The following is a 13,061-nucleotide window of genomic DNA, read 5'->3' on the forward strand; positions in this document are numbered from 1 at the left end:
CGCGGGCCATGCACGTCATTTTCCGCGAAACGCACGGGATGGAGGAAACCGCCGTCCCGCAGGATCTGGGGCAAGAGCCTGCGGATCTGGTGGTCCTGTCCTTTTCGGACAGCGACCTGGGCGCATTCGCGGCGGCATGGCATCAGGCCCGCGCGGGCGATGTGGCGTTCCCTTCGCTGCGGCTCGCCAATCTGGCGGCGCTGATGCATCCGCTGTCGGTCGACACGTATGTCGAGCGGACACTTTCGGGTGCAAAGGCGATCCTGATCCGGCTGATCGGCGGCACGCCCTATTGGAGCTACGGGCTGCAACAGGTCGAGGCGCTGGCCCGGTCGCGCGGCATCGCCCTGGCCGTGCTGCCCGGCGACGGCTGGGAGGACGCGCGGCTGGATGCGGTTTCGACCGTGCCGGTGCCTGCATTGCGCGAACTTGCGCAGTGGTGCGATGCTGGCGGTGCAGGGGCGGCGCAGGCGGCGCTTGCCGCGCTGTCGCAGCTGGCGGGGCTGATTGATGCCCCCGCCCGGACATGCGATCCGCTGCCGATGGCGGGAGGCTGGCATCCCGGCTTTGGCGTGGTCGATCCTGAAGCCTTTGTGCGCGATCCGGCAAGGCCGCTGGTCCTGATCGTGTTCTATCGTTCTTACCTGACCGCCCACGATCTGGACCCGTTTGCCGCCCTGCATACCGCGTTCGAGCAGCGCGGTTTCGATGCATTGTCGATCTTCGTCCCCTCGCTGAAAGCCCCGCAGGTGCGCGAACAGGTGGACCGCTGGGTGCGCGGACTTGGCCCGGTAGCGATCATCAACGCTACCGCTTTTTCCGCGCGGGGCGAGGACGGCGCCACCCCGCTTGATGGCGCGGGCGTTCCCGTGTTTCAGCTGGCGCTGGCCACGTCCGGGCGCGCGGGATGGGCGGCGGCGTCGCGCGGGCTTTCCCCCGCAGACATTGCCATGCATGTGGTGCTGCCCGAAATTGACGGGCGGGTGTTTGCAGGCATCGCCAGCTTCAAGGAGGCGGGGACGCGCGATCCCGCGCTTGGCTTTGCCCGTACCATCCATCGCGCCGATGCCGGCCGGATCGAAGCGATCACCGCGCGGGTAGCGGGCTGGATCGCACTTGCCCAAACGCCGGTTGCCGAGCGGCGGGTTGCGCTGGTCCTGTCGACTTATCCCGGCAAGGCATACCAGATCGCCCACGCCGTGGGGCTGGATGCGCTGGCTTCTGCCGAGGCGATCCTGGCCGATCTGGCCGAGGCGGGATATGCCACTGACGCGCAGGCCGGACTGGCAGCGCTCCTTGAATGCACACATCAGCACTGGCCGCTGGCAGAGTACCGCAAGGCGTTGGCAGCACTGCCCGATACCCTGCGCGCTGAACTTTTCGCCGCATGGGGCGAGCCGGAAGCCGATGCTGCCGCCGCCGATGGCGCGTTCCGTTTTGCCGCGCTGCCCATCGGCAACGCGCTGGTAGCCTTGCAGCCCGAACGCGGCGAGCGCGCCCATCGCGACGGCGACTATCACGACCTGTCCCGCTGCCCGCGCCATGGCTATGTGGCGTTCTACCTGTGGCTGCGCCAGCGAAGCGTGGACGCGCTGGTGCATGTCGGCGCACATGGCACACTGGAATGGCTGCCGGGCAAATCAGTCGCGCTGTCCGATGCTTGCTGGCCCGAGGCGCTGACCGGCGCGATGCCGGTGATCTATCCGTTCATCGTCAACGATCCCGGCGAAGCGGCGCAGGCCAAGCGCCGGATCAGCGCGGTTACGATCGGGCACGTTCCCCCGCCACTGGTGCAAACGCAAAGCGGTGCGGGGCTGGCCCGGATCGAGGCGCTGCTGGATGAATTCTCCAACGCTGGCGGGCTGGACCCGGCCCGCCGCGACCGTCTGCAAGTGAACATCCGCGACGAAGCGCGCGTGCTGGGACTTGAGGCGGAACTGGGCCTTGATGACGCGGCCACGCTGGTCGAGGCGATCACCCGGATCGACCGCTTCGTTTGCGATGTAAAGGACAGCCAGTTCGGTGGCGGGCTGCATGTGTTCGGGCGGGGAGATCAGGGCGCAGCCGAGCGGGCCGGATTGCTGGCGGCACTCGACGGACGCCGCGTTCCGCCCGGTCCCTCCGGCTCCCCCTTTCGCGGGCGCAGCGATGTGCTGCCAACCGGGCGAAACCTTTATGCGATAGACCCGCGCGCCGTGCCTTCACGCGCGGCCCATGCCCAAGGGGTGACACTGGCAGAGGAGCTGATCCGGCGGCATCTGCAGGATCACGGCGATTATCCGCGCGGGCTGGTGCTCGATCTGTGGGGATCGGCCACGATGCGCACGGCGGGCGAGGAATTCGCCATGGCGCTGCACCTGCTGGGCGCAAAGCCGCTGTGGGACACCGCGTCCGAACGGGTAACAGGCATCGAAATCCTGCCGCTGGCGCTGCTGGACCGGCCGCGTATCGATGTGACGTTGCGGATTTCCGGCCTGTTCCGCGATGCCTTTCCTGCGCTGCCGATACTGTTTGGCCAAGCGGTGCGCGCGCTGTGTTTGCGCGATGAACCGGCGGACTGGAACCCGTTTGCAGGGCAGGCTGCGGCACCGCGCGTCTATGGCCCGGCCCCCGGCAGCTATGGACTGGGTCTTGGCGATGCAGCCGAGGTCTATACTGAAGCGGCCCGGCGCGCTGCTGGTGAGGCATGGCTGGCGGCATCGGACCATGCGTTTGACGCAGCCTCCGATGCGATCGGAACCTTTGCCGATCCTGACGGCCTGCGCCAGCGTGTTGAAGGAGCGGACGCCTTTGTCCATCTTCAGGACTTGCCCGAAACCGATCTGCTGCTGGCCGCCGATTATGCCGCGCACGAGGCGGGCTTTGCCGCTGCCAAGGCGCTGATCGGTGGTTCGGCGGCGCTCTACCACCTCGACAATCGCGATCCGGGGCGCACCGTTGCGCGCACCCTGACCGAAGAGATCGCCCGCGTGGTCCGCGCCCGCGCGGCGCACCCAGGCTGGGTGGCGGGCATGATGCGGCACGGCTTTCGCGGGGGGGCAGAACTGGCCGCGACGCTGGACCATATGGGTGCCTTTGCGCACCTTTCAGGCAGCGTACCGCCGCATCTGTTCGACCTTTATCACGACGCGACACTGGGCCAGACCGATGTTCGCGCATTTCTTGAACGCGAGAATCCGGCTGCGCTGGCGGCGATGGAAGCCCGCTTTGCCGCGCTCCATGCCGCCGGGCTGTGGCAGACCCGGCGCAATTCCATCCTCGCCAGCCTGCCAAGGCTTGAGGACAGGGCATGAGCAGTTTTGCGGTGAAGGGCTGGTGCCCCGATGCCTGGCACCCGATGATGGCGGGCGACGGGCTGCTGGTGCGGGTAAAGCCTCGGCTTGGCCGCCTGACGCGGGCGCAAGTGCTGGGCCTGTGCGATGCCGCCGTGGTGCACGGCAATGGCCTGATCGACATGACCGCCCGCGCCAATCTCCAGCTTCGCGGGGTGCCTGAAACTGGCTGGCAGGCGCTGCTCGACCGGTTGCTTGTGCTGGATCTGGTGGACCCTGACCCTGTCATCGAACAGCGGCGCAACATTCTGGTCGCGCCGGATTGGCGCGCCGGTGATGACAGCCACCGCATTGCGGGCGCATTGCTGACCCGGCTGGATGAGTTGCCCGATCTGCCCGGTAAAGTGTGCTTTGCCATCGATGCCGGTCAGACCTGCATTCTGGGTGGCGAGGCGGGCGATTTCCGCATTGAGCGCGGCGGCGATGGCGGTCTGATCCTGCGCGCCGATGGCCGCGCCACCGGTATGGCGGTTGCTGCTGGCAGGGAAGTGGACGCGCTGATCGCGCTCGCCCACTGGTTTGCGGCCAGCGGCGGCGCGAAAGCGGGGCGCATGGCGCGACACCGGCTGGTCCTGCCCGAATGGGCCTGTGGCGACATTCTGCCCGCGCCGTCGGCTGCTTGCATCGTGCCGGGCCTTCATGATCTGGGCCTCCGTGATGGGAGTTGGGCCTATGGCTTGCCGTTTGGCCGGATAGAGGCGCGGATACTGGCCGGGATGGTGGAAGCATCGCCCGCCGCAGCGGTGCGGATCACGCCGTGGCGTGTGCTGCTGGTGGAAGGCGCGCCTGCCGTTTGCGCCGGTGGGCTGATCGATAATCCTGCCGACCCGCTGCTGCATGTCGATGCTTGCCCCGGCGCGCCCTGCTGCCCGCAGGCCTCGGTTGAAACCCGCGATCTTGCCCGCCGCCTTGCACCGCATGTCGCCGGGCGGCTGCATGTTTCGGGCTGTGCCAAGGGCTGCGCCCGCCAGCGCGCCGCCGATGTCACGCTGACCGGCCGCGATGGCCTGTTCGATCTTTCCCTGAACGCACCCGCCGGTGCGTTGCCAGTTCGCTCTGCGCTCAGCCCAGCCGAGCTTCTCGCCCATTTCGGAGCCGCTTGATGCCCCATATCTATGAAACCGATGGCGCGGCCATCTATCGCCAGTCTTTCGCCACGATCCGCGCCGAAGCCGATCTGGCGCCCTTTTCCGCTGATGAGGAACCGGTGGCGGTGCGCATGATCCACGCCGCCGGGATGGTGGACCTTGCCGCGCATATCCGCTTCTCACCCGGCTTTGCCAGTGCGGCGCGGGCGGCGCTGGCCGCTGGCGCGCCGGTGCTGTGCGATGCGCGGATGGTGTCCGAAGGGATCACCCGTGCGCGGCTGCCTGCTGATAATCAGATCATCTGCACCCTGAATGCGCCGCAAGTGCCCGACATGGCGCGGGCAATGGGTAACACCCGCTCTGCCGCCGCACTGGAACTGTGGCGGCCGCATCTGGCAGGCGCGGTGGTGGCCATCGGCAACGCGCCAACCGCGCTGTTCCATCTGCTGAATATGCTGGAAGATCCCGATTGCCCGCGCCCTGCGGCGATCATCGGCTGTCCGGTGGGCTTTGTCGGCGCGGCCGAATCCAAGGCCGCGTTATGGGCCGCGCCGCCGGTGCCGTGCTGCATCGTTGAAGGGCGGCTGGGCGGCAGCGCGATCACGGTTGCTGCGATCAACGCTTTGGCGAGCGGCAACGAATGAGCGCGGCCCTTTCCTGCGGGACGATCCACGGCGTGGGTTTGGGTCCGGGTGCGCCCGATCTGTTGAGCGTTCGCACCGACCGGCTGGTGCGCGGCGCCCGCCACGTGGCCTATTTCCGCAAGGCCGGGCGGCCGGGTCAGGCGCGGCGGATTGTTGAAGGAATGCTCCGCCCCGACGTGATCGAAATCCCGATGGAATATCCGGTGACGACCGAGATTCCGTTATCCGACCCGCGCTACAACGACTGTCTTTCCGCTTTCTATGCCGAATGCACGCAGCGATTGGTCATGCTGGCGCAGGCAGGCGAAGACGTGGTCGTGCTGTGTGAGGGCGATCCGTTTTTCTACGGTTCGTTCATGCATTTGCACACCCGGCTGGCGGGCACGGTTCCGGTGGCAGTGGTGCCGGGTATCACCGGCATGGCCGGGGCGTGGAACGCAACCGGCATCCCGATCACCTGGGGCGACGATGTGCTGACCATCGCGATGGCGACCCTGCCCGAGGATGAACTGGTGCGACGCATCCGCGATACAGATGCGCTGGTGGTGATGAAGATCGGGCGCAACCTGCCCAAACTGCGCCGCGCGGTGGCCGCTGCCGGGCGCGAGGATGCGGCATGGCTGGTCGAACATGCCGCCATGCCAGGTCAGCGGGTCACGCGGCTGATCGAGGCCGAAACGGTCACGCCCTATTTCTCGATCCTGCTGATTCACGGCCAGGGGCGCCGGCCATGAGTGCCGGGGCCATGAGCGGCTGGCTGGCCATCGCCGGTCTAGGGCCGGGCGACGAGGCGCTGATTACGCCCGAAGTCACCGCCGCTCTGGCCGGGGCAAGCGATGTCATCGGCTATATTCCCTATGTCGCCCGGATCGCCCCGCGCGCCGGGCTGACACTGCATCCGTCCGATAACCGGGTGGAGCTGGCCCGGGCCGCCCATGCGCTGGACCTCGCGGCGCAGGGGCGGCGCGTGGTGGTGGTATCATCGGGCGATCCGGGCGTTTTCGCGATGGCCGCCGCCGTGTTCGAGGCGCTGGAGGCAGGCCCGGCCCACTGGCGCGATCTCGACATCCGGGTGCTGCCCGGCATCACCGCGATGCTGGTCGCCAGCGCGCGGGCGGGGGCGCCGCTGGGTCATGATTTTTGCGCGATCAACCTGTCGGACAATCTCAAGCCGTGGAATTTGATCGAAAAACGGTTGCGGCTGGCGGCAGAGGCGGACTTTGCTATGGCCTTCTACAACCCGAGGTCAAAAGCCCGGCCCGAAGGTTTCGAACGTGTACTGGACCTGCTGCGCGAAGTGTGCGGCCCGGATCGCCCGATCCTGTTCGCCCGCGCCGTATCGACGCCGGACGAGCAATTGCGGATCGTACCGCTGGGTCAGGCCCGTGCAGACATGGCCGACATGCGGACCATGGTGATCGTCGGATCAAGCCTGACGCGGATCATCGAACGCCCAAGTGCGCGAAAGCCTAGCCCCATCCTCTATACGCCCCGCTCGGCCTTGGGTTCGGCATCATGACCCAGCCACACCAGCACATCTTCAGGGCGATAGCATTCGGCCCGGTCCGGAACGACGGGGCGATCAATCATCAGGACCGGCAAGCCCAGATACCGCGCCGCGATCAGCTTGGCCTCAGCGCCTTGCCCGCCAGCGTTCTTGCACACCACCAGATCGATGGCGTGCGCCTCCATCAATGCGCTGTCGCCTGTTGCGGTGAACGGCCCGCGATCGACGATCAGGGTGTGATGGGGCAAGCCCGGCGGCTGGTCTGGCGCATCGACAAAGCGCAACAGATAATGATGCTGCGGCTGGGCAGCGAAGGCTGCCACATGCATCCGGCCCAGCGCCAGCATGATGCGGCGGGTCGGGCCTGCCAGCGCTGCCACCGCACCGTCGATGCTGGCAACGCGGGTCCAGCGGTCTCCGGCGACCGATTGCCACGCCCGGCGGGTCAGCGCTACATGAGGCACTCCGGCCAGACGGGCCGCCTCCACGGCATGGCTGCTCATCGTTGCGGCAAAGGGGTGGGTCGCGTCCACCAGATGAGTCACGCGGTGGTGGCGCAGATAATCGGCCAGCCCCGCCACACCGCCGAACCCGCCGACACGCACCGGCACCGGTTGAGCGCGGGGGTTTTCGGTCCGTCCGGCATAGCTGAGCGTCGTCGCAATGCCCCGCGCGCCAAGCAGGCGGGCAAGCGCGCTGGCCTCTGTCGTGCCGCCCAGCAGGAGGACGTTGGGCATGGCTGATATGGCTCCTGAAGCGTGGTTGACGATCATCGGCATTGGCGAGGACGGGCCGGACGGCCTTTCCGCCGCCGCCGGCACGGCGCTGGCGCAGGCCGGACTGGTCATGGGACCGGCACGGCACCTGTCGCTGCTGCCCGCGATTACCTGTACCATGATCGAATGGCCAGTACCCTTTGCCGATGGCATTGCCCTGCTGATGCAACATCGCGGGCAGCGGGTGGTGATGCTGGCATCGGGCGATCCGTTCTGGTTCGGGGCGGGAAGCAGTGTGGCGAGCCTGCTTGATCCGGGCGAATGGGTTGCGATCCCCGCGCCTTCCACCTTCACGCTGGCGGTTGCGCGGCTGGGCTGGCCGGTTCAGGATGTGGCCTGTCTTGGCCTCCATGCCGCGCCGTTAGATCGGCTCAAGCCCCACCTGGCACCAGGGCGGCGCGTCATTGCACTGTTGCGCGATGGCGCGGCGGTGGCCGCGCTGGCGGACTATCTGACCGGCCAAGGCTTTGGCGCGTCAGCGTTGCATGTGATGGAAGCGCTGGGCGGGCCGCGCGAACGGGTTCGCACCGCGCGCGCCGAGGGGCTGTCTTTCACCGACATCGCCCATCCGGTAGCGGCCGGGATCGAGTGTGCCGGGCATGGCCCGTCCTTGCCGCTGACGGCGGGCCGACCGGATCACTGGTTTGCGTCCGACGGGCAGTTGACCAAGCGTCCGGTACGCGCGCTGACGCTATCGGCGCTGGCCCCGTGTGCGGGTGAGCTGCTGTGGGATATTGGCGCGGGATCGGGATCGATCGGGATCGAATGGCTGCTGGCCCACCCGGCCAACCGGGCCTGCGCGATAGAGGCGGATCCGGTGCGCGCGGACCGTGTGCGGGCCAACGCCGCTGCGCTGGGCGTTGACCGGCTGAAGGTGGTCGTCGGGACGGTGCCGGATACCTTGCCACCGGGACCATCGCCCGATGCGGTGTTCATCGGCGGTGGATTGTCCGATGCTTTGCTGGACGCGCTGTGGGCGCGTTTGCCCGCCGGAACGCGGCTGGTAGCCAATGCGGTGACGCTGGAATCAGAAGCGCTGCTTGCCCGGTGGCATGGCCAGACGGGCGGGAGCCTCCTGCGCATCGAACTGGCCGACGCCGCGCCGCTGGGCAGCCGCCACGGCTGGCGCGCGCGCTATCCGGTGGTGCAATGGAGCGCGGTGCTGTGATTGTCGCGGGCTTCGGCTTTCGGTCGGGCGTCAGCCTGTGTTCGCTGCGCGCCGCGTTCGCGCTGGCGGGGCAGGGGCAGCCGCCGGTCACCCATCTGGCTGCGGCGCATGACAAGCTTGCGGCGCTGGTGCCGCTGGCCGAAGTGCTGGACCTGCCGCTGATGGGCGTGGCGTCCGATGCACTGGCCGCCGTTTCCACCCCCACGCGCTCCATCGCCAGCCTGAACGCTCGTCACGTCGGCAGCGTTGCCGAAGCGTCCGCGCTTGCCGCTGCTGGCGCGGGTGCGCGCCTGCTGTCGCCGCGCCACATCTCCCCCGATCGCATGGCGACGTGCGCCATTGCTGCCAGCGTCAACCTTCAGGAAATCCCAACATGACCGTCCATTTCATCGGCGCCGGTCCCGGCGCGCCCGACCTTTTGACCTTGCGTGGACGCGACCTGATCGCAGAGTGCCCGGTGTGCCTTTATGCCGGGTCGCTGATCCCGGTGGCCGTGCTGGATCACTGCCCGCCGGGCGCGCGGATCGTGAACACCGCGCCGCTGGAATTGGACCAGATCATGGCCGAGATCGCCGCCGCCCACGCCGCTGGGCACGATGTGGCGCGGCTGCATTCGGGCGATCTTTCGGTCTGGTCGGCGATGGGCGAGCAATTGCGCCGCCTGCGCGCGCTGGACATTCCCTTTACCGTGACGCCCGGTGTCCCGGCGTTCGCCGCCGCCGCCGCTGCGCTGGAGGCAGAACTGACGCTGCCCGCGCTGTCGCAATCGCTGGTGCTGACCCGCACGCCGGGCCGCGCCAGCACCATGCCGCCCGCCGAAAGCCTGACCAATTTTGCCATGACCGGCGCGACGCTGGCCATTCACCTGTCGGTCCACAATCTGGCGCAAGTGGTGGCGGACCTGACGCCGGCCTATGGCGCAGATTGCCCCGTCACCGTGGTCTGGCGCGCCAGTTGGCCCGATCAGCGGATTGTCCGGGCCACGCTCGACACGATCGAGCAGGCCGTGGCGGGCAGTATGGAGCGCACCGCCTTGATCCTTGTCGGGCGGGTGCTGGCAGCACAGGATTTTGCCGAAAGCAGCCTTTACGCGCCCGGTTATGACCGCCGCTATCGTCCGCAGGATGCCACGTCACGCTTTGCCGGTGCGGTCGAATGAGCGCGCGCCACCAGACTCCGGGATTGATGATCGCCGCCCCCGCATCGGGCACAGGCAAGACCACGGTGATGCTGGGCCTGCTGCGCGCCCTGACCGAAGACGGGCTGGCTGTGCAGCCGTTCAAGAGCGGGCCGGACTATATCGACCCCGCGTTTCACCGCGCGGCCAGTGGCAGGCCGTCGTTCAATCTCGATAGCTGGGCGATGGAGGACGATCTGATCGCTGGCATTGCGGCGCAGGTCGGGGGTGCGGACATGGTGCTGGCCGAAGGGTCGATGGGACTGTTTGACGGCGTGGCCAGCAAGGGTGCGTCGGGCAATGGTGCCAGCGCCGACATGGCGCGCCGGATGGGCTGGCCGATCGTGCTGGTGCTGGATGTGTCGGGGCAGGCGCAGTCCGCCGCCGCCACCGCGCTGGGGTTCAGCAGCCTTGATCCGGGGCTGCCATTTGCCGGGGTGATCCTGAACCGCGTGGCCAGTCCGCGCCATGAACGGCTGGTCCGCAAGGGGATGGAGGCGGTGGGCATCCCCGTGCTGGGCGCCCTGCCAAGGCGCGGCGACCTGACCCTGCCCGAACGCCATCTGGGGCTGGTTCAGGCGGTGGAGCATCCCGATCTTGATCGCGCGATTGCCGAGTTTGCAGCGTTCCTGCGCGCCCATGTCGATCTTGACGCTATTCGCCTTGCCGCTGGTGCCGCACCACAAGCCGACGGCGGCAAGCTGCCCGCCCCTCCGGCCCAGCGGATCGCCATGGCGCGCGATCCCGCCTTTTCGTTCGTCTACCCGCATCTGATCGAAGGCTGGCGGCGCGCCGGGGCGGAGATCCTGCCGTTTTCGCCACTGGCCGATCAGGCGCCCGCCACCCATGCCGATCTGGTGTGGCTGCCTGGCGGCTATCCCGAATTGCACGCCGGGACCATCGCCGCCGCCACGACATTCCTGTCCGGCCTACGCCGCCATGCCGAAACGCGGCCCGTTCACGGCGAATGCGGCGGCTATATGGTGCTGGGGCAGGGGTTGATCGACAAGAGTGGTGAACGGCACCGGATGGCCGGGCTGCTGGGGCTGGTCACCAGCCATGCCCAGCGCAAGATGCACCTTGGCTATCGCCATGCCGAACTGCTGGTGCCGATATCGGGCCTTGCCGCCGGGACCAGACTGCGCGGGCACGAGTTCCACTATTCCACCATCGTTGAACAAAGCGACGCGCCGCTGGCGCTTGTGACCGATGCCGAAGGCGCGGCGGTGGCCGAAAGCGGATCGCATCGCGGCCATGTCACCGGCAGCTATTTCCACATGATCGCGCCCGCTTCGTGCCGAGAAGCCCAATGATCGACCTCCACCTGATCGGCATCGGCACGGGCAACCCCGATCACCTGACAGCGCAGGCCGTGGCGGCGATGAACCAAGCTGACCTGATCCTGTTGCCGCGCAAGGGGCAGGCCAAGTCCGACCTGATCGACCTGCGCCGGGAGATCTGCGCGCAGGTTCTGACGGGGCCAACGCGGATTGTGGAATTTGACCTGCCAGTAAGAGGTGGGCCAGTGCGCGGTAATGGGGCCACTTATCTGGATGACGTCAATGCCTGGCATGATGCCATCGCGGATGCGTGGCAGGCGCAGATCACCCAGCATTTGCCCGGTGGCGGCACACTGGCGCTGCTCGTCTGGGGCGACCCCTCGCTGTATGACAGCACCTTGCGCATTGCCGATCGGCTGAGCAGCGCGGGCGTTGAAATCACCGTGCGGGTGGTGCCGGGCATCACCAGCCTTCAGGCGTTGACCGCCGCCCATGCCATGCCGTTGAACCCGCTGGCCGGCCCGGTGACGATCACCACCGGGCGGCTGCTGCGCGCCCATGGCTGGCCTGCCGGAGCCGACACGATTGTCGTCATGCTCGATAGCGGCGGCGCGTTCGAGGGGCTGCAACCGCAAGGCATCACCATCTGGTGGGGCGCTTATCTGGGCATGGCGCACGAGGCGCTGGAACAGGGCCCCCTGGCGCAAGCCGGTCCCCGGATCGCGTTGCGCCGGGCGGAACTGCGCGCGCGCCATGGCTGGATCATGGATGTCTATCTCATGCGAAGGGAATTGGCCGATGGAACCTGAAAACCAAGTAGAAGTTGCAGGCGGCGATGCCCGCCACGCCGAAAAGATGCGCAAGAAGCAGACCGCGCAGGCCAAGATCATGGCCAGCAAGACCCGCGAACAGGGCCTGCTGATCGTCCACACCGGCAAGGGCAAGGGCAAAACCAGCGCGGCGCTGGGCATGGTGGTTCGCGCCATTGGCCACGGCATGAAAGTGGGGGTGGTCCAGTTCGTCAAAGGGGCGATGAAAACGGGTGAAAAGGCCGTGTTCGATGCCTTTCCGGACAATGTCGAATTCAAGCCGATGGGCGAGGGATTTACCTGGGACACACAGGACCGCACGCGCGATATCGCGGCCGCCCGCGCCGGCTGGGACGAGGTCAAGCGCATGATCGCCGACCCCAGCTATCACATGGTGCTGGCCGACGAACTGAACATCGTGCTGCGGTATGACTATCTGCCGGTCGATGAAGTGGTGGCGGTGCTGACCGCGCGCGATGCCATGAAGCATGTGATCGTTACGGGTCGCAACGCGCCCGACGCGCTGATCGAGGTGGCGGACCTTGTCACCGAGATGACCATGGTGAAGCACCCCTTCCGTTCGGGCGTGAAGGCGCAGGCGGGGATCGAATTCTGAGCGACGCCCCGCCTGTGTTCGACGCGGAATTTGCGGAGCAATTCACGCAATTGCTGCGCTGGCGGCGCGATGTGCGGCAATTCGATCGCCGCGCTGTGGCGGAAGCGGACATGCGCGCGCTGCTGGCCTGCGCCGCGCTGGCGCCATCGGTCGGCAATGCCCAGCCGTGGCGGTTCGTGCGCATACGGACGCCGGACATCTGCAAGGCGCTGGCCGCCCATGTCGACGGGCAAAGCGCCCATGCGGCAGAGCGTTATGCCGGGCAGGAGCGGCACGATCACTACTTGTCGCTCAAGCTGCACGGCCTGCGTGAGGCGCCCGAACTGATCGCGGTGTTCTGTGACGAACAGCCCGAGGCGGGGCACGGCCTTGGCATTGCCACCATGCCCGAAATGTTGCGCTATTCCTGCGTGCTGGCGATCCACAATCTGTGGCTGGCGGCACGGTTGCGCGGACTTGGCCTTGGCTGGGTGTCGATTGTCGATCCCCCGGCGGTCCATGCCCTGCTGGACGTTCCCGCCACCTGGTCGCTGATCGCGCTGCTGTGCATCGGCTACCCAGCCGATATTTCCGACACCCCCGAACTGGAACAGCGCGGCTGGCAGCCGCGTGAACCGTGGGCCGACCGGGTGTTCGAACGATGATTATCAATCAAAGGACCAGA

13 protein-coding genes are annotated in these 13,061 nt (G+C 67.5%); 12 read left to right on the plus strand and 1 reads right to left on the minus strand.

Translation table 11 applies throughout. The features are described from left to right. Window positions 1-8: 8 nt before the first annotated feature. The 5 genes from cobN to cobJ are packed head-to-tail and all read left to right on the plus strand — an operon-like array spanning window position 9 to window position 6,583. Window positions 9-3,293 (plus strand): cobaltochelatase subunit CobN, encoded by a 3,285-nt coding sequence (cobN, locus tag PPZ50_RS08480; RefSeq protein WP_073977029.1) that lies wholly within the window; start codon window positions 9-11, stop codon window positions 3,291-3,293. After that, entirely contained in the window at window positions 3,290-4,435 is a 1,146-nt protein-coding gene (locus PPZ50_RS08485) for a cobalamin biosynthesis protein CobG (protein ID WP_073977030.1), read from the plus strand. Before cobN ends, PPZ50_RS08485 begins: the two co-directional genes overlap by 4 nt. Further along, window positions 4,435-5,064 carry a precorrin-8X methylmutase gene (locus tag PPZ50_RS08490; RefSeq protein WP_066653804.1) on the plus strand — a complete coding sequence of 210 codons (630 nt, stop codon included), beginning with the start codon at window positions 4,435-4,437 and terminating at the stop codon, window positions 5,062-5,064. The genes PPZ50_RS08485 and PPZ50_RS08490 overlap by 1 nt, the downstream gene beginning before the upstream one ends. After that, complete coding sequence (cobI, locus tag PPZ50_RS08495) at window positions 5,061-5,798, plus strand: precorrin-2 C(20)-methyltransferase (protein WP_053556447.1); 738 nt, start codon at window positions 5,061-5,063, stop codon at window positions 5,796-5,798. Before PPZ50_RS08490 ends, cobI begins: the two co-directional genes overlap by 4 nt. Before the next feature lie 11 nt (window positions 5,799-5,809). Then, entirely contained in the window at window positions 5,810-6,583 is a 774-nt protein-coding gene (gene cobJ / locus PPZ50_RS08500; RefSeq protein ID WP_124810533.1) for a precorrin-3B C(17)-methyltransferase, read from the plus strand. Here the strand turns inward: cobJ and PPZ50_RS08505 are convergent. Beyond that, the gene (locus tag PPZ50_RS08505; protein ID WP_066653801.1) at window positions 6,547-7,308 is read right to left on the minus strand and encodes a cobalt-precorrin-6A reductase; all 762 of its coding nucleotides are present in this window, start codon (window positions 7,306-7,308) and stop codon (window positions 6,547-6,549) included. The genes cobJ and PPZ50_RS08505 overlap by 37 nt on opposite strands. On the opposite strand from PPZ50_RS08505, the gene PPZ50_RS08510 reads away from it, so the two are divergent. The 7 genes from PPZ50_RS08510 to bluB are packed head-to-tail and all read left to right on the plus strand — an operon-like array spanning window position 7,307 to window position 13,041. Further along, complete coding sequence (locus PPZ50_RS08510; protein WP_066673515.1) at window positions 7,307-8,515, plus strand: bifunctional cobalt-precorrin-7 (C(5))-methyltransferase/cobalt-precorrin-6B (C(15))-methyltransferase; 1,209 nt, start codon at window positions 7,307-7,309, stop codon at window positions 8,513-8,515. The genes PPZ50_RS08505 and PPZ50_RS08510 overlap by 2 nt on opposite strands. Continuing rightward, window positions 8,512-8,892, plus strand: a complete 381-nt coding sequence (locus PPZ50_RS08515; RefSeq protein ID WP_066653889.1) for a cobalamin biosynthesis protein — start codon at window positions 8,512-8,514, stop codon at window positions 8,890-8,892. Before PPZ50_RS08510 ends, PPZ50_RS08515 begins: the two co-directional genes overlap by 4 nt. Beyond that, complete coding sequence (gene cobM, locus PPZ50_RS08520) at window positions 8,889-9,674, plus strand: precorrin-4 C(11)-methyltransferase (protein ID WP_073977031.1); 786 nt, start codon at window positions 8,889-8,891, stop codon at window positions 9,672-9,674. The genes PPZ50_RS08515 and cobM overlap by 4 nt, the downstream gene beginning before the upstream one ends. Continuing rightward, window positions 9,671-11,005, plus strand: coding sequence for a cobyrinate a,c-diamide synthase (locus PPZ50_RS08525; RefSeq protein ID WP_272815257.1), 1,335 nt, complete (start codon window positions 9,671-9,673; stop codon window positions 11,003-11,005). Before cobM ends, PPZ50_RS08525 begins: the two co-directional genes overlap by 4 nt. Then, window positions 11,002-11,781 carry a precorrin-6A synthase (deacetylating) gene (cobF, locus tag PPZ50_RS08530; RefSeq protein WP_066653792.1) on the plus strand — a complete coding sequence of 260 codons (780 nt, stop codon included), beginning with the start codon at window positions 11,002-11,004 and terminating at the stop codon, window positions 11,779-11,781. Before PPZ50_RS08525 ends, cobF begins: the two co-directional genes overlap by 4 nt. Further along, on the plus strand, window positions 11,771-12,397 hold the full coding sequence (cobO, locus tag PPZ50_RS08535; RefSeq protein WP_066653789.1) for a cob(I)yrinic acid a,c-diamide adenosyltransferase: 627 nt from the start codon (window positions 11,771-11,773) through the stop codon (window positions 12,395-12,397). The genes cobF and cobO overlap by 11 nt, the downstream gene beginning before the upstream one ends. A 50-nt stretch (window positions 12,398-12,447) precedes the next feature. Then, on the plus strand, window positions 12,448-13,041 hold the full coding sequence (gene bluB / locus PPZ50_RS08540) for a 5,6-dimethylbenzimidazole synthase (RefSeq protein ID WP_230960766.1): 594 nt from the start codon (window positions 12,448-12,450) through the stop codon (window positions 13,039-13,041). Window positions 13,042-13,061 lie beyond the last annotated feature (20 nt).

The sequence above is a fragment of the Sphingomonas hankookensis genome, from assembly GCF_028551275.1.
Classification (GTDB): domain Bacteria; phylum Pseudomonadota; class Alphaproteobacteria; order Sphingomonadales; family Sphingomonadaceae; genus Sphingomonas; species Sphingomonas hankookensis_A.

Bases quoted from the DNA above. Each gene is read 5' to 3' on its own strand.
- cobI (WP_053556447.1), top strand. From the start codon at position 5,061: ATGAGCGCGGCCCTTTCCTGCGGGACGATCCACGGCGTGGGTTTGGGT.
- cobN (WP_073977029.1), top strand. From the start codon at position 9: ATGCACGTCATTTTCCGCGAAACGCACGGGATGGAGGAAACCGCCGTC.
- PPZ50_RS08505 (WP_066653801.1), bottom strand. From the start codon at position 7,308: ATGCCCAACGTCCTCCTGCTGGGCGGCACGACAGAGGCCAGCGCGCTT.
- PPZ50_RS08510 (WP_066673515.1), top strand. From the start codon at position 7,307: ATGGCTGATATGGCTCCTGAAGCGTGGTTGACGATCATCGGCATTGGC.
- PPZ50_RS08490 (WP_066653804.1), top strand. From the start codon at position 4,435: ATGCCCCATATCTATGAAACCGATGGCGCGGCCATCTATCGCCAGTCT.
- cobF (WP_066653792.1), top strand. From the start codon at position 11,002: ATGATCGACCTCCACCTGATCGGCATCGGCACGGGCAACCCCGATCAC.
- cobO (WP_066653789.1), top strand. From the start codon at position 11,771: ATGGAACCTGAAAACCAAGTAGAAGTTGCAGGCGGCGATGCCCGCCAC.
- cobJ (WP_124810533.1), top strand. From the start codon at position 5,810: ATGAGCGGCTGGCTGGCCATCGCCGGTCTAGGGCCGGGCGACGAGGCG.
- PPZ50_RS08485 (WP_073977030.1), top strand. From the start codon at position 3,290: ATGAGCAGTTTTGCGGTGAAGGGCTGGTGCCCCGATGCCTGGCACCCG.
- cobM (WP_073977031.1), top strand. From the start codon at position 8,889: ATGACCGTCCATTTCATCGGCGCCGGTCCCGGCGCGCCCGACCTTTTG.
- PPZ50_RS08525 (WP_272815257.1), top strand. From the start codon at position 9,671: ATGAGCGCGCGCCACCAGACTCCGGGATTGATGATCGCCGCCCCCGCA.